24 protein-coding genes are annotated in these 20,901 nt (G+C 40.7%); 6 read left to right on the plus strand and 18 right to left on the minus strand.

What is annotated here, in order from left to right; all coding sequences use genetic code 11:
* Positions 1-3 precede the first annotated feature (3 nt).
* The 3 genes from argH to K217_RS0103560 are packed head-to-tail and all read left to right on the plus strand — an operon-like array spanning position 4 to position 2,332.
* The gene (gene argH, locus K217_RS0103550; RefSeq protein ID WP_029551758.1) at positions 4-1,380 is read left to right on the plus strand and encodes an argininosuccinate lyase; all 1,377 of its coding nucleotides are present in this window, start codon (positions 4-6) and stop codon (positions 1,378-1,380) included.
* Entirely contained in the window at positions 1,377-1,604 is a 228-nt protein-coding gene (locus K217_RS0103555) for a hypothetical protein (protein ID WP_029551759.1), read from the plus strand. Before argH ends, K217_RS0103555 begins: the two co-directional genes overlap by 4 nt.
* The gene (locus K217_RS0103560; RefSeq protein ID WP_029551760.1) at positions 1,601-2,332 is read left to right on the plus strand and encodes a 6-carboxyhexanoate--CoA ligase; all 732 of its coding nucleotides are present in this window, start codon (positions 1,601-1,603) and stop codon (positions 2,330-2,332) included. Before K217_RS0103555 ends, K217_RS0103560 begins: the two co-directional genes overlap by 4 nt.
* On the opposite strand, the gene K217_RS0103565 is transcribed toward K217_RS0103560, so the two are convergent.
* From K217_RS0103565 to ffh, 8 genes are all read right to left on the minus strand, one after another.
* Positions 2,324-3,052, minus strand: coding sequence for a metal ABC transporter permease (locus tag K217_RS0103565; protein WP_029551761.1), 729 nt, complete (start codon positions 3,050-3,052; stop codon positions 2,324-2,326). The two genes, K217_RS0103560 and K217_RS0103565, sit on opposite strands and share 9 nt — an antisense overlap.
* Positions 3,049-3,921: a metal ABC transporter solute-binding protein, Zn/Mn family gene (locus tag K217_RS0103570; protein ID WP_029551762.1), complete on the minus strand. Its 873-nt coding sequence runs from the start codon at positions 3,919-3,921 to the stop codon at positions 3,049-3,051. The genes K217_RS0103565 and K217_RS0103570 overlap by 4 nt, the downstream gene beginning before the upstream one ends.
* A 44-nt stretch (positions 3,922-3,965) precedes the next feature.
* Positions 3,966-5,384 carry a hypothetical protein gene (locus K217_RS0103575; RefSeq protein ID WP_029551763.1) on the minus strand — a complete coding sequence of 473 codons (1,419 nt, stop codon included), beginning with the start codon at positions 5,382-5,384 and terminating at the stop codon, positions 3,966-3,968.
* A 13-nt stretch (positions 5,385-5,397) separates the two neighbouring features.
* The gene (locus K217_RS0103580; protein WP_038028092.1) at positions 5,398-5,634 is read right to left on the minus strand and encodes a DsrE-related protein; all 237 of its coding nucleotides are present in this window, start codon (positions 5,632-5,634) and stop codon (positions 5,398-5,400) included.
* Positions 5,635-5,686: 52 nt separating this feature from the next.
* Complete coding sequence (locus tag K217_RS07725) at positions 5,687-5,953, minus strand: hypothetical protein (RefSeq protein WP_155991115.1); 267 nt, start codon at positions 5,951-5,953, stop codon at positions 5,687-5,689.
* Complete coding sequence (locus K217_RS0103590) at positions 5,950-7,218, minus strand: CobW family GTP-binding protein (protein WP_029551765.1); 1,269 nt, start codon at positions 7,216-7,218, stop codon at positions 5,950-5,952. Before K217_RS0103590 ends, K217_RS07725 begins: the two co-directional genes overlap by 4 nt.
* On the minus strand, positions 7,218-8,498 hold the full coding sequence (locus tag K217_RS0103595) for a YncE family protein (protein WP_029551766.1): 1,281 nt from the start codon (positions 8,496-8,498) through the stop codon (positions 7,218-7,220). The genes K217_RS0103590 and K217_RS0103595 overlap by 1 nt, the downstream gene beginning before the upstream one ends.
* Positions 8,499-8,612: 114 nt before the next feature.
* A complete protein-coding gene (gene ffh / locus K217_RS0103600; RefSeq protein WP_029551767.1) occupies positions 8,613-9,926 on the minus strand; it encodes a signal recognition particle protein in 1,314 nt (437 codons plus the stop codon).
* Between the two features lie 107 nt (positions 9,927-10,033).
* Between ffh and K217_RS0103605 the strand changes: the two genes are divergently transcribed.
* Entirely contained in the window at positions 10,034-10,963 is a 930-nt protein-coding gene (locus K217_RS0103605) for a LysR family transcriptional regulator (RefSeq protein ID WP_029551768.1), read from the plus strand.
* Positions 10,941-11,621, plus strand: a complete 681-nt coding sequence (locus tag K217_RS0103610) for an HAD family hydrolase (protein WP_029551769.1) — start codon at positions 10,941-10,943, stop codon at positions 11,619-11,621. The genes K217_RS0103605 and K217_RS0103610 overlap by 23 nt, the downstream gene beginning before the upstream one ends.
* On the opposite strand, the gene K217_RS07620 is transcribed toward K217_RS0103610, so the two are convergent.
* The 9 genes from K217_RS07620 to truA form a co-directional block, all read right to left on the minus strand.
* The gene (locus K217_RS07620; protein ID WP_081820024.1) at positions 11,548-11,754 is read right to left on the minus strand and encodes a Trm112 family protein; all 207 of its coding nucleotides are present in this window, start codon (positions 11,752-11,754) and stop codon (positions 11,548-11,550) included. The genes K217_RS0103610 and K217_RS07620 overlap by 74 nt on opposite strands.
* Positions 11,751-12,233, minus strand: a complete 483-nt coding sequence (locus K217_RS0103615; protein ID WP_029551770.1) for an OmpH/Skp family outer membrane protein — start codon at positions 12,231-12,233, stop codon at positions 11,751-11,753. The genes K217_RS07620 and K217_RS0103615 overlap by 4 nt, the downstream gene beginning before the upstream one ends.
* Positions 12,234-12,269: 36 nt before the next feature.
* The gene (locus K217_RS0103620) at positions 12,270-13,130 is read right to left on the minus strand and encodes a menaquinone biosynthesis family protein (protein WP_029551771.1); all 861 of its coding nucleotides are present in this window, start codon (positions 13,128-13,130) and stop codon (positions 12,270-12,272) included.
* A 238-nt stretch (positions 13,131-13,368) separates the two neighbouring features.
* A complete protein-coding gene (locus K217_RS0103630) occupies positions 13,369-14,319 on the minus strand; it encodes a bifunctional phosphoglucose/phosphomannose isomerase (protein ID WP_029551773.1) in 951 nt (316 codons plus the stop codon).
* 59 nt (positions 14,320-14,378) lie between these two features.
* Entirely contained in the window at positions 14,379-14,873 is a 495-nt protein-coding gene (locus K217_RS0103635) for a hypothetical protein (RefSeq protein ID WP_029551774.1), read from the minus strand.
* Entirely contained in the window at positions 14,830-15,192 is a 363-nt protein-coding gene (locus tag K217_RS0103640; RefSeq protein ID WP_029551775.1) for a toprim domain-containing protein, read from the minus strand. The genes K217_RS0103635 and K217_RS0103640 overlap by 44 nt, the downstream gene beginning before the upstream one ends.
* A complete protein-coding gene (locus K217_RS0103645) occupies positions 15,167-15,700 on the minus strand; it encodes a gamma carbonic anhydrase family protein (protein WP_029551776.1) in 534 nt (177 codons plus the stop codon). Before K217_RS0103645 ends, K217_RS0103640 begins: the two co-directional genes overlap by 26 nt.
* Positions 15,700-17,916, minus strand: coding sequence for a penicillin-binding protein 1A (locus K217_RS0103650; protein WP_029551777.1), 2,217 nt, complete (start codon positions 17,914-17,916; stop codon positions 15,700-15,702). The genes K217_RS0103645 and K217_RS0103650 overlap by 1 nt, the downstream gene beginning before the upstream one ends.
* 124 nt (positions 17,917-18,040) lie before the next feature.
* Complete coding sequence (gene truA / locus K217_RS0103655) at positions 18,041-18,784, minus strand: tRNA pseudouridine(38-40) synthase TruA (protein WP_029551778.1); 744 nt, start codon at positions 18,782-18,784, stop codon at positions 18,041-18,043.
* Between the two features lie 183 nt (positions 18,785-18,967).
* Between truA and K217_RS0103660 the strand changes: the two genes are divergently transcribed.
* Positions 18,968-19,735, plus strand: a complete 768-nt coding sequence (locus K217_RS0103660) for an ABC transporter ATP-binding protein (RefSeq protein ID WP_029551779.1) — start codon at positions 18,968-18,970, stop codon at positions 19,733-19,735.
* Here the strand turns inward: K217_RS0103660 and K217_RS0103665 are convergent.
* Positions 19,711-20,892 (minus strand): class I SAM-dependent methyltransferase, encoded by a 1,182-nt coding sequence (locus tag K217_RS0103665; protein ID WP_029551780.1) that lies wholly within the window; start codon positions 20,890-20,892, stop codon positions 19,711-19,713. The genes K217_RS0103660 and K217_RS0103665 overlap by 25 nt on opposite strands.
* Positions 20,893-20,901 lie beyond the last annotated feature (9 nt).

The following is a 20,901-nucleotide window of genomic DNA, read 5'->3' on the forward strand; positions in this document are numbered from 1 at the left end:
CCTATGCAAAAACCTTGGGAAGGAAGGTTTAAAGAGAAAACAGAAAAGCTTGTGGAGAAATTTACTCAATCGGTTAGCTTTGACAAAAGGCTTGCCCTTCAAGATATAAGGCAAAGCATTGCCCACGTAAAGGCGCTGAGCCAAGCTGGAGTAATCACAAAGGAAGAAGAAGAGCTATTAATATCTGGATTGCTAAAGCTAAAGGAAGATGTGGAAAGTGGAAAGATGGAGTTTTTGGAAGAGTTAGAGGATGTGCATATGAACATAGAAAGAGCTTTAACGGAAAAGGTAGGAGAGGTGGGTGGGAAGGTGCATACCGCAAGGTCCCGTAATGACCAGGTAGCAACCGACGAAAGACTTTTTCTAAAGGAAGAGATAGAAAAAATACTAAAGGATCTAAGGAAGCTAAGAGTAGCTTTGGTAGAGCTTGCTGAAAAAACGGTGGATGTTTTAATACCTTCTTATACACACCTTCAGAGGGCTCAACCTATAAGGCTTGCTCATTACTTTTTGGCATACAGAGAAGCCTTTTTGACAGACAGCTTAAGATTTGCCAATGCTTACAGGTTTGCAGATGGTCTTCCCTTGGGTAGCGGTGCGAGTGCGGGTGTGGATTTCCCCATAGATAGGTTTTATACCGCAAAGGAACTTGGATTTAGGTCTGTTATCAGAAACTCTCTTTATGCTACCGCAGAAAGGGACTTTATCCTTGACGTGCTTTACGCTTGTGCGGTTTGTGGTATGCACCTTTCAAGGCTTTCAGAGGATTTAATATTGTGGTCAACGGAGGAATTTGGCTTTGTATCTTTGCCAGACAGACTTTGCACCGGCAGTTCCATAATGCCTCAAAAGAAAAATCCAGATGTGTTGGAGCTAATAAGAGGAAAGACAGGAAGACTCTATGGGAATTTAATAAGTCTTCTAACCACCCTAAAGGGACTCCCTTATGCATACAACAGGGACTTACAGGAGGACAAAGAACCACTCTTTGATAGCTTAGATACCCTAAGAAGCTCTTTGGAAGTTATGACTCTTTTGCTAAAAGGTTTGCAGATAAACGAAGAAAGAATGTTTTCCTGTGCTGGTGGCTTTACCTTAGCTACAGATTTGGCAAACTACCTTGTGCTAAAGGGCTTACCCTTTAGACAAGCCCATAAAGTAGTGGGTTCTTTGGTGGGCTATCTTTTGGAAAAAGGTAAAAGGCTTGAGGAGGTTAGCTTGGAAGAGCTAAAAGAGTTTTCTGAGCTTTTTGATGAAACCGCCTTGAAGCTTTTGGACCCAAGGGTTTGCGCAGACAGGAAGAAAACCTACGGAGGCACATCCAAAGAACAGGTGCTTATGCAGATAGAAAACGCAAAGAGAGAGGACGGTTTGCTATGAAGCTTTTTATATACTTTATCTTCTTCATAGCTTTGCTCTTAGGTTTTGGTTACTTGGTATATCTAAACAGTTCTCCTGTGGAGTTTGTTCTTACTCCTGAGTTTAACGGAACGTATTATCGCATACCACCCATTCCCCTTGGGCTTTTGGTAGTGGGCAGTTTAATTGTTGGTTTTGGATTGGGATATGTTTTTAGTTGGTTTGGAAGGTTGTTTAAGGGATGATAAGCGTGCGTATGAGGGCTGAGCTAAAGGGTTTGCACGTTTCTGGAGCGGAAAGGCTTATAGAAGAAGGGTCTTTAAAGCAAGTGGTCCAAGAGCTTCTTAGAAGGCCAAAAGCTTACGACAAGTTGGTAATTACTGTGGAAAAAGTAGAGAAGGTGTTTCTGATCCCAAAGGCTTTAACTATATACAGTTATGACTTTAAGTGTGTTGAAGATGCGAGGGCTTTTGCGTTGGAAAAGTTGGAGGAGGTAGGAATAAAGCGGGAGCTTGGGCAGAAGGCTTTAGAGCTTTTGGACAAAGGACCAAATCCAAGGGGTGGTAATATGAGGGGTGCAGTGCTTATGGACGTGCAAACGGGGGAAAGATTGGAGCCAGACAAAGAAAGGGGCATAAGAACAGTAAGGGTAGATTGGAAGGACAGAAAAGCCATAAAGCAAGCCCTTTTAAAGAGGGGGATAAAAAGGAAGTATTTAAACAGGCTTATGGATGCTTTGGCATTGGCTACAAAAAACGTCCATTGTGGTGTTTTGGCAGAACTTTGTTGGAGCGACGACGAAGACTACACTACGGGCTATGTTGCAAGTAACTTGGGTTACATCAGAATAAATCCACTTAAAGAATTGGGAAAACCAATAGGCGGGAGAGTTTATTTTGTGAAAAGGGAAGACTTGGAAAATCTGATAGAGTGTTTAGAAAGCAAAGCTGTGCTGATAGAAGCTTTAACTTAACAGGCGAACTAAGAAAACCAGCACACCCAAAAAAGAGTTAAAGAATACCACACTAAAGCCAGTGGGAAGGTCAAAAAGAAAGGAAAGAACTATGGCTAAGGTATTAACCGCAGAGCCATATATCCAAGCAAACACAAGACCCTTTCCTAAGAGCTTGGCGGTAAGGGCAGGAGCAACCAATATGGAAAAGACCACCAACACTCCCACCAGATTTACCGAGCTTGTTACGGTTAAAGCAAACAGGACAAAAAAGACAAAATCCTTCAAATACCCTTTTAAAAACCTTTCCCTTATGTAGAGCAAAAACCCGATGAACGCATACAAAAGGCCTGTTTTTATTGTTTCTTCTCTAAAGACAAAAAGAATGTCCCTTGCGGTAAGCTTTAGAAGCTCTTCCATACCGTGGGGAGATTTGGAAAGCAAAAGCACCACCGAAGAAAAGCCCAAAGCATACATCAAGCCTATAAAAGCTTCTGAATACTCTTTAAACCTTTGGGACAAAGCAATGAGAATACTTGAAAGCAGTGCAAAGGATAAGGAAAGAAAGTAGGAGGGTCTGTCAAAGAAAAAAAGGGAGAGGGCAAGCCCCGAAGCAGAAGCCTGCGCTATGGCAATGTCTGTAAAAATTATCCCCCTTCTTACTATCTCAAGCCCAAAGTAGGCGTGAATGCCCAAAAGAATGAAGGAAAGCAGTAGGGCATTTAAGAGTATGTCTGTCATTGGCTGAACCTTTTGAGGATCTCATCAAACAAGGAAAATAGATCCTTGGCTTCTGGCACTGCACCTACGTCGTGGGGTAAGATTAGCACTTTGGCATTTAACCTTTTTGCCAAGTATTCTGCAGTCCTCTTTTCGTGATAGATATCCTGAAGGATAAACTTCACTCCTTGGGCTTGGGCGGTGAGATTTTCTATATGCTTGGTAGTTGGGGGAATGCCCGGAAGTGGTTCCAAAGTTCCCACCAAAACTATCCCGTATCTACTTAAGAAATAGTTATACAGCTTGTGATAGCTTATAACCTTAGTTCCCCTTAGCTTTGAGAATTCTCTGTCCCACTCCTTTAACTTTGCGTTCCATCTTCCCAAAAAGTCTTCAAGATTAGCTCTGTAGTAAGAGCAGTTTGGGCTATCCAGCTGACACATTCTTTCTGCGACAGCCCTTGCCAGAATGGGTATGTTGTGTGGGTCCAAATTGTAATGGGGATTTCCTTCTGGATGCACATCTCCCATCTCTCTGGAAACTCTCTGAGGTTTCTCTATAAGTTCCACAAACTGGGAAAGGTCCAAAAAGCCTTCTCTACCCGGCTGAATCCTGGGATTGTTGGATTGCTGAAGAAGGGGAGGAAGAAAGCCTATCTCTATGCTTGCACCTTGGATGATCAAAAGGTTTGCGTCCCTCATTTTAGCAATGTGAGAAGGCTTTGGAACAACAAAGTGAGGGTCATCGGTGCCTTTTGCGATGATATGAATCTTTACCTTATCTTTTCCTATCTCCTTTACCAGCTCTCCTATCCAGGGATAAGTCGCAACTACTTTTAGCTGGGCTAAACTAAAACCAACAAGGATCAAAATAAAGAGCATAACTCTCATGTCTTTAGCCTCCTTTTAAAAAGCCCCCAGAGGGGGCAAACTTGTCAGAAGGGATGGGCACCGTGGGCTCCTATGGCAAAGTTAAACTGAAGGATGACCTCATTTACTGTTTTTCTTCTACCTCCTTCGTAGAATGCCCTGTTTTGTCCTGCTTGCAGTCTTATGCGGGAAAACTCCGTAGGACTAAACTCAAGCATAGCATAGTAAGCGGAAAGGTTCTTTGGCAAATCATTCTTAACCCCATCTTTTTTGACGTCGTTTTTGTTTATAAGGTTGTACTGAATACCCGCTCTCCACATTTTGTCAAACCTAAAGACAAGCTGAGAATAAAAGCCCCCTTGCTTCTTTTTAACTTCTTCTGTGGTTAGCGTAGAACCATCGTATTCAAAACCTGTCCCTTTACTGTCTCTGTAGATATACTCCCCTTGGAAGGATATATACCTTATAGAGTCCAGATTATACCTTGCGGTAAGGTCAAAGCCATAGAGCTTGGTCTTTCCCGCAAAGGCATGCTCTTCACCTTCGTGTTTATGGTATATTCTGCTGTGTCCAGTGCCATAAGAAAGTCCGGTTAAGATTGAAAGATTACCAACGTCAAAAGACGTTTTCACAAAACCCACGTATAGGTTTGGTTTCCTTGTTTCCGAGACCTCTACTGTGCCTATCTTAAAGCCATCCGTTCCAAAGCTCTGTTCGTTCTCTCCTTGGAGGACTTCCGCACCGAGTAGTAAATAGAAAGGTGTAGGCGCAAGCCAGTTTATTTGAATGCCTTTTTCTGTAAGTCCGTCATCTCCAAAGAAGACTTTATAGACTAAGGGCTGGGTTGCAAAGTCCCAGGCGTGTGGGTGCTGAGAGTTTAGCCTTCCAAAGGAGCTTCTAAATTTACCTACTTTTAGTTGAAAACCACCGGGAAGTCCCCTCGTTACCGCATAAGCTTCCTCCACTTCCGCACCGTGCTCGGAAAAAGGAATAGTGGCGTAAAGGTCAAAGTATGGATCTACCGGTGCATAAAAGAAAAGCTCTGCATAGTTTAGGTTAAAGCCTCTTTTTTCGTTTAGGGCTCCGTGTCCGTGTTTGTCATGTTCGTGCTTGTGATACAAGCCAGGGATTTTAAGCTCTCCAAGTTCTTTGTCTTTTTTGTTCCTTCCCACAACGGATGTATCCACTATCAAGGAGATGTCTGGTAAAAAGGCTGTCTGCCTGAAGGGAGATATTTGAAATGCTTTAAGCCTTTCTTCGTACTTGCTTCTTAGCTGAAGGGTTCTGTCTGCAGGTATAGGTTTTTCTTCCTTCTTGTCCTCCTGCTTTGCTTCAGGCTTTTGAGCCTTCTCAAGGGCTTCAATTTTTTTCTCAAGTTCCCTTATGAGCCTTCTTTGTTCTTCAAGCTGACGCTTTAGCTCTTCCAAGTTTTCTTGGGCAAAAGAAAGGCTAAATATAGAAAGCAAAAGCATTGCCTTCTTCATAGCACTACCTCCTTTAAAGTGTTATTACTTGTTCTACGCCCAATTGCTTGGCTTTCCCATAAAGCATGGGAAAACATCCAATGACCGCACCTTCTACCAGCTTGTCTGCAATGTTTCTCTCATAACAACACTGGTCGCAACCCATCAAAAAGCCAACCTTTCCGTCCTTTAAAAGCTTAGAAAGTCTTTCTCCTATTGGATTGCCTTTAACCAGCACGTAGGTGTTATCCTGAAAAAAGAACATACCCATTTGTACCTCCTGAAGTTTTTTGTGTTTAAAAAGTGGTGTGGTTAGGAAGGGTTTATTCCGTTGGTGGTGCTCTGGTTAGTGTGTGCTTTTTATATGAGGACGAGGGCAAAACTTGCGGTGCTTTTGGGTTTTCTAAGGAAATTGTGGGGAAATGGAAAGTTAATTCTAAATTTACGTCATTTGTGTGCTGTGGCTGATGCTGGACTATACAGAGCTCACAATCGTGATGGTATTGAAGGTCTTCGTGATGATGCTCTGAAGCCTTGAAATCCAAAACTAAAAGAAGAAGGATCAAGATAAAGTGCGTTAAGAGTTTCATATCTTTGTATTATTATAGCAAGATAGCACAAAACTTTCCTTTTCTGGAGTGTCTAACCTTAATGAAAGATAAGCCTTTGGAAGCAAGTAATGACTGCTTAGATGATAGACCCTTTTATGCTTGGGCAGTTTGCTGAGTATGTAGCTAACCACACCGCTTGGCACTTTCCAAAACAAGATCTTGTCTTTTTCCGAGTTTATACATACTTTTAGCAAATCATTCACTTCGCTGAAGTTTTTAAACCTTTTTTCTTCAATAAACAGAAAATCCCCCTCTTCCAAATCATTTAGCAGTCTTTCTGCGGTATCCAGCTCATCCATAGCTATACCTTCAATGTATGCAATACCTTCCCTTGCATCAAACTCTTCTATCGGAAAGCACACCTTTTCGTGCTCAATACCTAAATCCCCACCTTTTGGAAACTCTTCAAAGATTTTTTTGTTCAGGTTTTGTCCTATAAAAACCAAAAATGGCTTTTGCTCTGTTTCTAATCTTTCCCAACTGATATAACCAAAGCTGTAGTTTAAACCAAGGGGCAATGGACTCTCAAGGCAATTGACTACTCCCTTTACTCGGTATACGCCCTTTGGAAGGTTTAGCAAAAAACTTTCAAGTTCCTGTTTTGAATAATAACCATCAAGGTGTAAAGTAATGCTATCAAAGACTGAGTGGTGTCCTTTCAAAGCAGGGGGTGTTTTCAAAGTCCCAAAAAGCTTATGGATGTCCTCATCTACAAAACCTTCTTTTGCCAAAAAGAGAGGCTTTTGATAAGAGTGAAAAAATTCTAACTTTTCTCTCAGCTGGGCATTGCTTAAAAGGTCTGCCTTTGTTAGGACTAAGCAGTGGGCTGAATCTATCTGAGATTGGACCAAAGCTGTTTTTAAGACATCATCCTCCATATCTAAGCCAAAAACGCCAATGATGAGTTCTACAACATAACCAGAAGTTTCCAAACTGTAATAAATAGGAGATGGGTCCGAAAGGCCAGAGGTTTCCACTATGAGAAATTCAGGCTCTTTTCTCTTTATTTGGGCTAATGCACTTAAGAGTTCTCCTCCAAGCTCACAGCAAAAGCACCCTCCCTCAACCCCATATACCTCCATACTTTCCTGATACAACCTTATTTTGTCGTAATTTACCTTTCCAAAGTCATTAACCAGTATAGCTATCCTTTTTTCTTTAAACTTCGGAAGCAGAGACCTTATTATGAAGGTAGTTTTTCCACTCCCTAAAAAGCCTCCAACTATTAAGGCTGGTATTCTCATTAAACTAGATAAGGATTTACTACCCTTTCAAACACTCCGTAAAAGTGCTTAACCAGTTGTCCCTGAGCCTGCCCAGACTCTGCGGTAAGGATCCTTTTTATCACCTCAAACTTTTGCGCATCTATCACAAATACCGAGTCCGCCACCCTGTTGCTAACGTAAAACTTCTTCCCATCTTCCGAAAATACCACGTGTCCCATGTGTCTGCCCACACCCACGTCTATGACCTTTATCCTCTCAAAATTCTTCAGGCTTATTATTTCAACTTTCGTATCTCCGTATTGGGTTATAACCGCATACTCTCCGTTTGGGGATATATAAGCATGTCCTACTCCCTTAACCGCAGAGTCTATGACCTTTACCAAATCACCGTTTGCATTATAAACCCTAATCGTTGTTCCTTCAAAGGGAGACGCTCCTCTGTTGCAAACCATAAAGTGTTTTCCGTCGTTGGTAAAGTTCCCGTGATGACCCTCTATCCTTGCAGGGTTTGCCGACTCCTCTGCGCTTAATTCCACACTTAAAGTTTTCAAAAGCTTTGGCTTTGAGGCATCAGATATATCATAAACATAAACTATGGGAGTAGATTTTGTAGATTTTGGCTCGTTATACTCTACAGTAACCCACACGGTGTTTTTGTTAAAGTCAAAGTAATGGGGATTGCCAGACACATCCACATGGGCAACTACGGAAAAGTCCTTCGTGGATATGATAAAGAACCTGTTGTCTGAGTAACTTCCTACGAAGTAATACCTGCCATCTGGGCTAAAGGTCCCGTGCATACTAAAATCTCCTTTGTGTCCTGTGTTTAATACAGGCAGTTCCACGATCTTTACAATCTCAAGGTCTTTTGGAGATATAAAAGCAACACGATTTTTACCGTTATCAATGCCAGAATGATTCACCGCTACCAATCTTCCATCAGGAGAGACCACAGGATGCTTAGGCCTTGAACCAGTTTCAATGTCTTTAACCTTCCTTAGATTGACAGTGTCTATCACGCTTACGGTCCTTTGGTCTGGTGCGTTGTTTGCGACAAAGAGATACCTGCCGTTTTTACTAACCGAACCCAGCGTCCCACCCTTCCCACCAGTGGATATTCTTGCTATTACTTCGTCCTTTTTAGTATCAATGGCTACCACAAAACCGTCCCCCCTAAGGGCAAAGAGAGGTGTTTCCATTGGCTTTTCAGCACCTGCAAAAGAAAAGCTCTTATAAAGGGTAGCATAAGCGACACCAAAGCCCGCAAGTTTTAAAAGTTCCCTTCTGCTCGTTTTCATAGTATATCCTCCCACAGATTTATAGCGCTAATTTTAGTTTTTTGAGGGAACATTTCAATAAAAATTGTTTCTGGTGTTTATAAGTGTGTCTAATGTAAGTTTTTTAGAATATGCTTAAAACCTAAAAGGTGGTCTTGGAATACCAAGAGGACCTTTAGCATTTTTCATACTTCTTATATATTTTTTCATCTGTTCGTACTCTTTAAGTAGTTTATTCACATCAGATATTGACGTACCGCTTCCTTTCGCTATTCTAATTTTTCTACTCATGTTTATTATCTTTGGATTTCTCCTTTCTTCCTTGGTCATGGATTGGATAATTGCCTTCTTTTTCTTTATTAATTTTTCGTCTATTTTAATATACTTTACATAAGCAGAAATTCCAGGCACCATGCTTAACAGCTTATCTATTGGACCCATCTTTTCTATAAACTCAAATTGCTTTAGCATGTCTTCCAAATTAAACTCCCCGGTTAAAATCCTTGTAGCCATAACCTGAGCTTCATCTTCCGGTATAACTTTTTGAACTTTTTCCATTAGACTTTGCACATCTCCAAGGCCCAATATTCTCTGAGCAATTCTGTCTGGATAGAAAGGTTCTATGTCCTCAAGCCTTTCTCCTGTTCCTACAAACTTTATGGGAATTCCCAAAGCTTCCCTTATAGAAAAGGCTACACCGCCACGGGCATCGCCGTCCATCTTGGTAAGGACCGCACCGGTAAGCCCCACCTTTTCGTGGAACACCTTTGCTACCCTCAAAGCTTCTTGCCCTTGCATTGCGTCCGCTACATAGAGGACCTCAGAAGGAGATACAGCCTCTTTTATGGCTTTCAGCTCTTCCATAAGCTCGTCATCTATATGTAATCTTCCAGCGGTATCCAAAAGTAAGTAATCCACTCCTTCAGATTTTGCTTTAGAAGAAGCAAGCTTAGCTATCTCAATGGCACTCAATCCTTCTTCAAATTTATAGTATGGGACATCTATTTTTTCCGCCAATCTTTGAAGCTGTAGCATAGCCGCAGGTCTTCTCACATCTGTGGAAGACACTGCTACTTTGTTTCCTTGTTCCCTTAGATACTTAGCCAATTTTCCTATGGTAGTGGTCTTTCCAGTACCTTGAAGCCCGACAAACAAAACCACTCCCTTTTCCAGTTCAGACCTACTTCCACCGAGTATTTTTACCAACTCATCATAAACCGTCAATAACAAGTGTTCATAGGGTGAAAGCTTTTTAGTTATATCCTCTTTGAGAGCTTCTTCCCTTACCCTTTTGAGAAAGGTTTTAACGACTTCGTAATCCGCATCGCTTTCCAATAAAGCTGTCCTTATTTCCCTTAATATGTCGTTTATCTGCTTCTCGCTTAATTTCCTGCTTTTTTCTGCCTTAGAGAGAGCTTTACTAAACTTATCTATTAATAACTCCAGCATAATTTTAAAATTATACCAACACGTCAGTTGGATAAAAGCTATTTAGGGATAAAGAGTAATAAGTTCTGCTTAACTTTGCTATAATCTTGTATTATATTTTAAAACTAATGATTGACATTACAAAGTTAAAGACCTTTGTGGCGGTTGCCGATTTAGGTAGTTTTTCAAAGGCTTCTGAAATACTATACATCACCCAACCTGCGGTTACACAGCAAATAAAAGCTTTAGAGAAAATGGTTGGTGCAAAACTGTTTCAAAGGCATGGTGGGCGGATGGTTCTAACGGAAGAAGGAAAGCGTATCTATGAACTGGCAAAGTCTCTCCTAAGGGACTATGAAAGCCTTATGGAGGAAATGGCAAAGATAAAGAAGGATTTTAAGGATACTTTGTTTGTGGGGATAAGCACTACACTGAGTGAGTATAAGGTTCCAGAGCTGTTGGTGGAGTTTCATAATCAAATGCCAGGCATATCCATAAGGGCTTTTGTGGAAAATTCCCAGCAGATAGAGGAAGGGTTATCCTCTGGCGTTTTAAACATTGGACTTATTGAAAGAGAACCCTCTGAAAAATTCAAGGCGATCCGATGGTTTTACGACGAGATAGTATTTTTTACCCATCCATCCCATCCTTTTGCCAAGGTGGGGGAAATAAAGCCGGAGGATTTATATTCAGCAGACTTGATATTCAGAGAAATCAGTTCGGGCACTAGGAGGGTAGTAAAGGAGGAGTTGGAAAGATTGGGAATAATCTTTGAAAAATTGAGGATAAAGATTGAAATAAACTGTGGAAGGTCTATTCTTAGTATGGTCAAAAGCGGATACGGCTGTAGTTTTCTTTCAAGAGGAATACTAGAAAAAGATTTGCAAGAAGGCAACGTAGTTGAAGTAAAGATAAGTGGATTTAATGCAAGAAGATGGTATTATATAGTTTTTCCAGAAGACAGTAAAATAACCTTTTTAGCAAACAAGTTTGCAAAATTTTTGCTGTCCAAAAGCAATAATGAGCTTATAAAAGATGAAGAAAGGGTTAATCTTTGATGTTGATGGTGTTATAATAGACGTAAGCCTTTCTTATCATTATGCTATAAAAAATACTGCAGAAAAATTCTTAGGTATTAGCTTGGATATAGAAAAAGTCAGAGAAATAAAGTTTAAAAATGGTATAAACAACGATTACATAGCTACCTTAGAAGTTATAAGAAGTTTCAATAAAGAAGTTTCTTTGGAGGAGATTATAAAAGAATTTGATGCTGAGTACGAAAGACTCAAGCATTTGGAGAGGTTGATCCTAAGCAGGGAGTTTTTTAAAAAGATCAGAGAGTTCAAATGTCCCTTAGGCATACTTACAGGGAGACCGAGGAAGGACTTAAGGAATGCCTTTGACAGGTTCGGACTTTGGGAATTTTTTGATTTTGTAGTAGATGACGACACGATAGAAGACCCCAGTTTGAGAAAGCCAAATCCATATGCCCTTAACTTTTGTTTGGAAATTGCACAGTTGGACGGTGCAATTTACGTAGGAGATAGCCTCGCGGACTACTGGATGGTAGAAAACTACAAAAAAATCTATAAAAAACCTGTTGATTATATACACTTCGGTGAAAGGGTGAAACCCAGTGGAGTTAAGATTGTGTCTTCTGAGGATGAGCTTTTTCAAGCTCTGAAAGAGGCTTTGCAGAGTCGGGAGTTAGTATAGGTATGTCTTCAATTATTTCGTAAAACACGCCACATCTCTGACATATCAAAACTTCCAGCTTTTCATCGTATTTTAGATCACCCTTACACCTTGGACAAGCCAAAATATCCAAAAGCTCTTTGCTTATACTCATTTTGCATCCAACCTTTTTATAACTTCATCCGTTATTTCTATTTCCGCAGACCTATAGACAAACACGCTACAATCCAAAACTCCAGTGAAATTGGCTTTCTTTGAAATATCTTCAGATATTTCTTTTATTTTTTTTGTAAGTTCATCTTCTGTTTTTATTCTCAACTCTGTAAGTTCTTTTTGGGCTTTTTGTTGAAATTCCATAGCTTCTGTTTCTAACTTTTGATATTCTCTTATCTTTTCTTCCCTCATCTTTTGACTTATGGCTTTACTTTCTATTTGCTTTTTCAATTCCTCTAATTTCTTTGCTTTCTCGTCCAACTGCTTTTGATAAAACTGAAACTTACTTCTCAATTCCTCTTGTGCTTTCCTAGCAGTTTGGGATTCTTGGAGTATCCTGTTGGGGTCTATGCATGCAAACCTTTGCTGGGCAAAGGACAATCCACCAAGAACTAAGGAAAAAAGTAGTATTTTTTTCATTACAAACCTCCTATTAAACAGCTTATATTATAACAATTATTCAGCCTCGTCTTGAGTTTGAATATCCTCGTCCGAGAATATTACCTTGGGTGGTGGAACCTTTATGATTCCTTGCTTATATCCGAGGTCCAAAAGCAACCTTACCGCTCTCCTACCATCTTCCCCATAATCCAAAGTCCTTTGATTAACATACATACTCACGAATTTATCCACCTTAGCCCTATCTTCTTTTATGTCCCTTGCGTATTTTATGGCAAAACTGAGAGCTTCTTCCCTATGGGAAAGTGCATACTCAACACTTTTTTTCATCAATCTTTCTATCTTTCTTATAACTTCATTCCCTAAGTCTTTTCTCACCACGTTGCACCCTAAGGGTAAGGGAAGACCAGTCTGGAATTTCCACCATTCTCCTAAATCTACTAATTTTAAAAGTCCTTTGTCTTTGTATCCCAACTGTCCTTCGTGTATTACCAGCCCTGCTTTAACTTGTCCAGATAAAACCGCATCAAGAACTTGGTCAAAAGGATAGACTACTGGTTCAATTTCTGGCTCGTAAAGCTTTAGAACTAAATAGGCGGTGGTTAAAAGTCCAGGAACTGCTACTTTTTCTCCTTTTAAGCTTTTTAGCCCCTCTTTTGCGACAACCAAAGGTCCATAACCATCCCCCACACTTCCTCCACTGGTAAGGACTAAGTATTTGTCTGATATATAAGGATAAACATGGAAAGAAACTGCGGAAACTTCATAAGTTCCCTTCATTGCATGCTCGTTTAAGGTTTGAATATCCGCCAGCACGTGTTCTATCTGCAAACCTTCCGTGTCTAAAATACCTGCAGTCAAAGGATAGAACATAAAAGCATCATCTGCGTCTGGACTGTGGGCTATTCTTATCAGCATGGAAATATAATGGGGCGTTCCCTAACCTCTAAAGGAACTAACCTGCTTGTCCGCCTTTGCCATTTCTCTTCCAGCAAAGGCAAGACAAGGGCGGACTTCAGAACTTGCAAAGCATTTTGATGGGAGTTGGGATTACTCGGCTCGTTTATTGCGAATGATTGCTTGCGCATTAATTCCAAAAGCCTTTTTCTGTCGGAGCTGTTAAGTTGGAGTTTGAACCGCACGTTTATATACATCATCACTTAAGGCTTTCCTTTATGCGGTCTATTATTTTAACCGGTAATGGGTCATATCCGTATATATCAGCCAAATAAAAGCTTACCCAGTCTTCTAAATAGGCAAGATACATAAGCCTTTCCTCTAAGCTTTGGCCTTTTCCTTGTAAGATTAAAGGAGCAAGTCCCAACTCTTTAAATATCTGAACAGTTATTTCAACTCTTTTTATAACCCTTGGGTGGTCCTCTGGGTCGTAGAGTATTATAAAATGACATAGGTTTCTGGCAATGGGGTTATCCAAGCCTACCACTTCGTTGTGATGAAGCTCTGGGAGAACTGCGGTATAACAAAGGGTTTTTGAGTTTTCGTTTATCTGGGTTTTCCAACGGAAGGCAATGGGTTCAGTTAGAGGTGTGCTATAGACTACTGGAATGTAGTTTTGTAAAACCTGCGCTATGCTGTGAGCGGTTTCCTTTATCTCTTCCTTGTTTTCGTTTAGGTTTTTTCTTATGTTTTCTAAGCTTTTACCAAAGCCGAAAAGACTCATAACTGCAGAAAGCATGAAACCAAAGGCATAGCGTGGCGCATAGCCAGAAGGCACGGAGATAAACCTAAAACCTTCCTTATCCGCTACTTCCTTTAGTTTGCCTCCGGAGCTGATGCATATTATGTTTAGTCCCTTTTGTATAGCCTCTTGCACCGTGCTTAAAGTTTCTTCCGTATTTCCACTGTAGCTTACCGCCACCAAAAGCCAATCCCGCTTTGCATAGGGCGGAAGTTGATAGCCGTGGAGTGAAATGACGGGAATACCTATCCCCCTCCTTTCCAACAAAAGCTTTAGCACATCCCCCACTATTCCAGACCCACCCATTCCAGAAAAAACAATACCTTTGTAGTTTTCTATGGATAGAGCATCCACATCGTATGGACTAAACTGACTTGGCATTGTATTTAGCCACTCTTTTGCTTTCATAAAGTACCTCCATCCCTATTTTTCCTTATAGATAAACATAACATGGTTTGAGTGGAAAATCAAAGAACAGTTGTTAGTCCCAACCTTTGATTGAAGTTTATAGCATGCTCAAGAACATCTTTGTAGATCTTTAACGGTGTAAGGATTACCTTTGTCTTTTCGTCCCATTCTGCTATGCTTAGGATGTTTTCCAAAAGTTTTATCATAGCTTCCAAACAGCTGTTTATACTGTTTACAGCGTCCAATCTTTCTATTTCTCTTTCCAACTCTTCTGGAATGTTTGACAAAAAGGTTATATCAAAGTTAAAAATTTCATAGAGGTCATAGATCTGGTCTAAGGATTGAGAGATAAGCTCTGTAAATTCTCTTTCAAAATCTATCAAAATCTTCAAAAGGTTTTGCCTTTCTTCTGGCGCTAAACAAGCTTCTACAAGTATTTTAGATTCCTCTATGTCTGGTTTTATCTCTCTTAACAATCCCTCCAGCAGGTCCAAGTTAAGCTTTATGAGCTTATCCTGAATCAGCAGATTTCTTAAGACTTCTGACTTTCTCATATAAGTCCTCCATGTATATCACTCCACATTGTTTAAGCTTTTCTCTAAACTCACTTTTTAAAATATATCCCTGCGAAGAGAGAATGGCTACCACCTTTTGATGTATCCTTTCTCCATGGGTATCCAGGTCAAAGAGAGGTATGACAAAAGTTTCACCCTCTAAAATGTCCGCAAGGTCTGTCAGTCTTTTCCCAGCAATTGTTATAACGTTATCTATTCCCAATTTTTTTAGAGCTTCTTTATCTCTTTTGCCTTCCACTACAACAACTGCGTTTTTTGAAGCTAACCTTAGTTCATCTAAAACTTCCCTTAGATTCATCTAAGTATGTGTTTTTGTATAGGATGTAATTATAAGCAGACTGTTTTATCATTTCTATCTCTTCAGGTTTGAGGTCTCTAACTACCTTTGCGGGAAAGCCAGCTACCAAAACACCGGATGGAAATTTCTTTCCCGGCGTTAGCAGCGCACCTGCGCCTATTAGCACGTAATCTTCCACTTCTACCCCATCCATCACCACCGCAGACATGCCAACTAAAACGAAATTTCCTATTTTACATCCATGAAGCACCACCCTGTGTCCAATAGTTACATAATCACCTATGATGGTTGGATAAGTTTCGTGGGTCACGTGCACTACAGAGTTGTCCTGAATGTTTGTCCCTTTACCTATGCGTATGTAATTTACATCTCCTCTGACTACTGTTCCAAACCACAAACTTGAATCCTCGCCTATTTCTACGTCTCCAATAACAACCACATTTTCGGACATATAAACAGAAGGATGGATCTTAGGATATATCCCCCTGTAAGGTTTTATTAAAGCCATTATGGAACCTCCTTCACCTTAGGTGTTTCCTGCAAAAACTCTGGATCCACTATACCCTCTAATTCGTCCTGCTGATCTTTTTCCTTCTGGATTTCTGGACTACACACACTTTCTGTGCCACTGACGAAGGCCATGGGGGTAGGACACTCCACAAAAACTACCCCTTCTGGTATTGGGAAATCCTCCTGTGGATACATGTAAGCTGCAAGGGACATAAAGTCAATCCAGATAGGAAGGGCAACCTTTGAGCCAGCCATTCCTTTCCCCATACTTCTTTTCAAGTCAAACCCAACCCAAACACCTGCCACTATGTGTGGAGTAAAGCCCACAAACCATGCGTCCATATAATCGTTGGTGGTTCCGGTTTTGCCTGCTACGTATCTTTGAATGGAAGAAGCAGAAACACCAGTTCCTTCCAAAACCACAGCCCTTAGCATATCCACAAGCACCCTCGTTTCTTGAGGTGGAAGCACCTGCTCACACTGGGGACCGTTTTCCTCCAACACCCTCCCATCCAAAGAAATGATCCTTACCACAAAGTAGGGTTTGCATCTAACACCTAAGTTGGCAAAGGCTTGATAGGCGGAGGTGAGCTCTAAGGGCGTAACCTCTATGCTTCCAAGGGCCATTGAGTAGTAAGGTTTTAGTTCCAGTCCAAGACTTCTTCCAACCTCCATAGGAAGGTCAAAGCCTATTTCTGCCAAAAGATTCACCGTAGCGGTGTTTATACTCTTAGCCAACGCAGTTCTTAAGGAAACTGGCCCGTAGTCTATTCCCTCGTAGTTTTTGGGTGTCCAGTCCTTTCCAGTGGATGGATCGTAAAAACTTTTGGGGCTTGCGTCCACTATGCTCACCTGAGTGTATCCTTTCATCAAAGCAGATAGGTATATAATTGGCTTTATGGCAGATCCAGGTTGTCTTTTGGCGTAAACCGCCCTATTGAAGGGACTTCTCATGTAAGAATATCCACCTACCATTGCCCTAATAGCACCGGTTTTTGCATCAAGAGCTACCAAGGCACCCTGAAGGTCTGGCAACACCTCCCACTTGAGCTTGCCCTTTACCCTGTAAAATCGGACAAATACGTAATCGCCCTTTTCAAACGTAAGCTCTCCTTTCTCTGCTCTGAATTCCTCTTGACCGATCTCTACAACATACTCGTCCCCTAAGACGTTCTTGATCTTTCCTATAAGAACCTTTCCTGGTCTTATATCAACCTTTTGCTCTTTATACATCCTCTCCGCTTCGTAGTAATCCGAGGGAAGGGATGGAATTCCGTTTGCCTTTGCAACACGGAAAATGCCTCTTTCCAAAACCCTTCTTGCATGCTCCTGCAGGTCTTTGTCTATGGTTGTATAGATGGCATATCCCCCTGCAAGGATAACTTCACCGTATTTCTCCACCACGTATTCTTTTACATAGTCCAAGAAGTAATCCATGCCATAATATCTGTTTTCTAATCTTAGCTTTATGGGTTTTTGACTGTATGCCTGAAATTCTTCCTGAGTTATGTATCCATCTTCTAACATTCTTGAAAGCACATAGTTTCTTCTTTCTAAGATCCTTTCGGGATTTCTAAAGGGATTGTATTTTGTGGGAGCCTTTGGGAGACTTGCAAGGACCGCCGCCTCATCCACCGTCAGCTCTTTTACTGACTTACCAAAGTATATCTTTGATGCTGCTTCCACACCGTAAGCACCCTGTCCAAGGTAGATGTAATTTAAATAAAGTTCCAGTATCTGATCCTTTGAAAACTCCCTTTCTATCTTTATAGCCAGCAAAGCTTCCTTTATCTTTCTTGAAAGGCTTTTTTCGGGAGTTAAGAACAGGTTCCTTGCCAGCTGTTGGGTTATGGTGGATGCTCCTTGCTTGATGTCTCCGCTGAGGATGTTTGTTATAAGAGCCCTGAGTATAGCTATGGGGTCTATGCCAAAATGCTTGTAAAAGTTTTTGTCTTCTGCGGATATAAAGGCGTGCCTGACGTGCGATGGTATGTATTTTAGCTCAACGTAATACCTCCTTTGAATGCCAATGTCTCCAAAAGGTCTTCCTTTGTGATCGTAAATAACTGTAGCTTGCGGTGGTTTCCAGTTCTTGAGAGCTTCGGGCGAAGGAAGACTGAAGTAGATTAAAAGGACAAAAACTGTTGAAAGCAAGAAAGATGCCCCCAAAACTACCACCAAAAGTAAAAATAGCTTATAAGCAACTTTCCGCATAGCTTTATCCAATTATTCATCTTTACGTCCCCAAAAGAAAGCTTCTACTTGGCTAAAGGATAATTTAAACTGTATTATTCCAAACACAGTGTGTTATATTATAATTGGAAGGCTAAGCGAATGGTTATGCGTCCGTAAGGCTTTTTGGAAGGAAAACCTTTTCAAGAGTTAATCCCTTTGCTTTGGCGGTGTAAGGACACCTTTTACCGTTTAGGAATTCCTTAATATCGCTGATGGTTAGCTTACCCATACCTAAGTAAATTAAACATCCCGCTATGCGCCTTACCATGTATCTCAAAAACCTCCTTGCCCTTACCCTTATCTCTATTATTCCATCTACTTCTTCCACACTACATTCCTCAAGCTCCACAAAGGGGTTGTCCTCCTCTTCTAACTTGGCAAAGCCTAAAAAGTTGTGATTTCCAAGAAAAAGCTCCGCACCTTTCTTCATGATTTCTTTGTTCAAATTATAGGGGATGCGCCACAGAAAAGGTTCCAAAAAAGGGTCCCTCGTATGGGAAGGAAAAACCCGATAAACATAAAGCTTACCGGATACGGAATACCTAGCGTTAAAGCTAAGGTCTTCAAACCACACCTTTTTTACACCTACGTCTTCAGGTAGCACCGCATTAAGAGCTTTCAAAAGATTTTCTAAGGGAAAGGTCTTGGAGCTTTTGAAGTTGGCTATGTATTCCTTTGCATGAACCCCTGCATCCGTCCTACAGCAACCTATTAGCTTTATTTTTTCTCCAAAGAGTGTGCCCAAAGCATCACTCAAAACTCCCTGCACAGTCCTCAGATTTGGTTGCACTTGCCAACCGTGAAAATTTGTCCCTACGAAAGAAAGCATCAGACAGTAGTTGTGCATCAAAAATATAATAAAAAACTACACACGCAAAACTCTATCTTATCCTTCCTACCTTCTCAACGCATTCTTTCATTACCACCTTTGTTAGGGTTTAGGGATATTAAAAATCCTTGCTCTCCAAAGGGCTTTCTAATAAGACAACTCAACGCTTTTGATATAATTTAACACAGCTCAGAGGAAGAAATGTCCTTTGTCATAGAGATTAACAACCTAAACCTAATTATAAACGGAAGGCAAATACTAAAGGACGTTAGTTTTCAGGTTAAAGAAGGGGAAATATTTACCATACTTGGGGGGAGTGGAAGCGGTAAAACCACCATTACAAAGTGCATAGTTGGTTTGCAAAAGCCTACCAGTGGTCAAATTAAGGTTTTTGGAAATGACCTATCAAAACTAAGCCCTATACAGCTGAACGAACTCAGAAAAAGTATTGGATATGTTTTTCAAAGTGCTGCCCTCTTTGATAGTCTTAAGGTTTGGGAAAATGTAGTTTTTTACTATCTTGAACATTCACGGATGAAAGAGGAAGAGCTAAAAACAATAGCGCTAAGGTATCTAAAAATGGTAGGCTTGGGAGAGGAAACCTTAGAACTTTATCCTGCAGAGCTCTCCGGTGGGATGAGAAAGAGGGTGGGAATAGCTCGTGCCATAGCGACAGAACCCAAACTTATCATCTACGATGAACCTACTTCTGGCTTAGACCCCATAACCAGCAGATTGATAGATGATCTTATTCAGGAACTTAGGGACAAAACGTCCTCCACCGCTTTAGTGGTTTCCCACGACATGGTTTCCGCTTTTAACATATCGGATAGGATAATGATAATCAAAGATGGGCAAGTGGTATTTATAGGCACACCCCGTGAAGTTCTGACGCACGAAGATGAATTTGTTAGAGAGTTCTTAAAAAGTGGCTTTGGCCAACTTCAAGTAACAAGCAAAGGATCATAAAAAACCCGTCTCATCACAGGATAATCGTTTATTACACCTTTTGAAAACAGAAACTGAAACAGGTGATTGCTACCAATATAAAAGGAAACCGCAGAGGCGGTCAAATACAGCTCCCACATCCTATAAAAATCCTTCCCGTATTTTTCTATAACGTAGTCGCTTACCCTGTAAAACCTTCTTAACCACTCCTTCAAAGTAAAGTAGTAGTGTATCCTCCAGTTGTCCAAGTCTATGAGATTGAAATCTAAACCTTTTGTAGCTCTCAATACCTCTTCTATTGAAGGCAAATACCCTCCGGGAAAGATATACTTCCTTATCCACCTGCTCTGAGTAGAAGGATGCACCTTACCTATTGTATGAAGTAAAAATAGCCCACCTTCCTCTAAAATACTTGAAACCACTTCAAAGAACTTTCTGTGCCTTCCTTTCCCTACGTGTTCAAACATGCCCACCGATACAATCTTGTTAAACTTTAGCCCTAACTTTGGCAAATCTTCGTAATGAAGGAGGAATACTTTAACTTTTTGCTCCAAGTTATATTCCTTTATCTTCTTTTTCACATAATCGTACTGCTGCTTAGAAACAGTTATCCCTACTGTATCTACATCATACAGCCTTGCAGCTTCAAGGATGATAGATCCCCATCCGCATCCTATGTCCAGCAACCTGTCTCCCTCCTTTAACTGCAATTTTTCGTATATTATCTTCCTCTTTTCCTGCTGAGCCTCTTCTAAGGTGGAATCATTGGATTTGAAAAAGGCGCAGGAGTAAGTCAAAGATTCATCAAGCCAAAGGCTGTAAAAATCATTTCCCAAATCATAGTGCCTTTGAACCTCTCTTGTTTCTATAAACTTTAACAGATTGAATAGCTTAAGAATAAACTTTAAGGGATTAAATTCTAACCGTTTTCCCTTTTCGCTAAAATAATTCAGACATCCGCAGAGCAAATCCTCCAGATTTCCTCTAACTTCAATATTTCCTTTAATGTAATGTTCTCCAAAACCCATTTCAGGGTCCCTAAGAATATCTTTAAGCACCTTAGGATCTTTTATCACAACCCTACACTTACCTTCTCCTATTACCCTTCCATCGTAAAATTCTACTGATAACCCACCTTTAACGCGGCTTGATAGATCCTTTATCAGACCTTCTACCATCTTATTCCC

Origin of the sequence: Thermocrinis jamiesonii (genome assembly GCF_000702425.1) — a bacterium.
In the GTDB taxonomy this organism is placed as follows: Bacteria; Aquificota; Aquificia; order Aquificales; family Aquificaceae; genus Thermocrinis; species Thermocrinis jamiesonii.

Excerpts from the sequence above, each read along its gene's own strand:
- K217_RS07620 (WP_081820024.1), bottom strand. The coding sequence starts at position 11,754 with ATGAGTATAAGCAAAGAGCTTTTGGATATTTTGGCTTGTCCAAGGTGT.
- K217_RS0103630 (WP_029551773.1), bottom strand. The coding sequence starts at position 14,319 with ATGAAAGCAAAAGAGTGGCTAAATACAATGCCAAGTCAGTTTAGTCCA.
- K217_RS0103660 (WP_029551779.1), top strand. The coding sequence starts at position 18,968 with ATGTCCTTTGTCATAGAGATTAACAACCTAAACCTAATTATAAACGGA.
- K217_RS0103615 (WP_029551770.1), bottom strand. The coding sequence starts at position 12,233 with ATGAAAAAAATACTACTTTTTTCCTTAGTTCTTGGTGGATTGTCCTTT.
- K217_RS0103605 (WP_029551768.1), top strand. The coding sequence starts at position 10,034 with ATGATTGACATTACAAAGTTAAAGACCTTTGTGGCGGTTGCCGATTTA.
- K217_RS07725 (WP_155991115.1), bottom strand. The coding sequence starts at position 5,953 with ATGAAACTCTTAACGCACTTTATCTTGATCCTTCTTCTTTTAGTTTTG.
- K217_RS0103575 (WP_029551763.1), bottom strand. The coding sequence starts at position 5,384 with ATGAAGAAGGCAATGCTTTTGCTTTCTATATTTAGCCTTTCTTTTGCC.
- K217_RS0103555 (WP_029551759.1), top strand. The coding sequence starts at position 1,377 with ATGAAGCTTTTTATATACTTTATCTTCTTCATAGCTTTGCTCTTAGGT.
- truA (WP_029551778.1), bottom strand. The coding sequence starts at position 18,784 with ATGCACAACTACTGTCTGATGCTTTCTTTCGTAGGGACAAATTTTCAC.
- K217_RS0103595 (WP_029551766.1), bottom strand. The coding sequence starts at position 8,498 with ATGAAAACGAGCAGAAGGGAACTTTTAAAACTTGCGGGCTTTGGTGTC.
- K217_RS0103635 (WP_029551774.1), bottom strand. The coding sequence starts at position 14,873 with ATGAGAAAGTCAGAAGTCTTAAGAAATCTGCTGATTCAGGATAAGCTC.
- K217_RS0103610 (WP_029551769.1), top strand. The coding sequence starts at position 10,941 with ATGAAGAAAGGGTTAATCTTTGATGTTGATGGTGTTATAATAGACGTA.
- argH (WP_029551758.1), top strand. The coding sequence starts at position 4 with ATGCAAAAACCTTGGGAAGGAAGGTTTAAAGAGAAAACAGAAAAGCTT.
- K217_RS0103640 (WP_029551775.1), bottom strand. The coding sequence starts at position 15,192 with ATGAATCTAAGGGAAGTTTTAGATGAACTAAGGTTAGCTTCAAAAAAC.
- K217_RS0103570 (WP_029551762.1), bottom strand. The coding sequence starts at position 3,921 with ATGAGAGTTATGCTCTTTATTTTGATCCTTGTTGGTTTTAGTTTAGCC.
- K217_RS0103565 (WP_029551761.1), bottom strand. The coding sequence starts at position 3,052 with ATGACAGACATACTCTTAAATGCCCTACTGCTTTCCTTCATTCTTTTG.
- K217_RS0103580 (WP_038028092.1), bottom strand. The coding sequence starts at position 5,634 with ATGGGTATGTTCTTTTTTCAGGATAACACCTACGTGCTGGTTAAAGGC.
- K217_RS0103620 (WP_029551771.1), bottom strand. The coding sequence starts at position 13,130 with ATGCTGATAAGAATAGCCCACAGTCCAGACGCAGATGATGCTTTTATG.
- K217_RS0103665 (WP_029551780.1), bottom strand. The coding sequence starts at position 20,892 with ATGGTAGAAGGTCTGATAAAGGATCTATCAAGCCGCGTTAAAGGTGGG.
- K217_RS0103645 (WP_029551776.1), bottom strand. The coding sequence starts at position 15,700 with ATGGCTTTAATAAAACCTTACAGGGGGATATATCCTAAGATCCATCCT.
- K217_RS0103590 (WP_029551765.1), bottom strand. The coding sequence starts at position 7,218 with ATGAGAATACCAGCCTTAATAGTTGGAGGCTTTTTAGGGAGTGGAAAA.
- K217_RS0103560 (WP_029551760.1), top strand. The coding sequence starts at position 1,601 with ATGATAAGCGTGCGTATGAGGGCTGAGCTAAAGGGTTTGCACGTTTCT.
- K217_RS0103650 (WP_029551777.1), bottom strand. The coding sequence starts at position 17,916 with ATGCGGAAAGTTGCTTATAAGCTATTTTTACTTTTGGTGGTAGTTTTG.
- ffh (WP_029551767.1), bottom strand. The coding sequence starts at position 9,926 with ATGCTGGAGTTATTAATAGATAAGTTTAGTAAAGCTCTCTCTAAGGCA.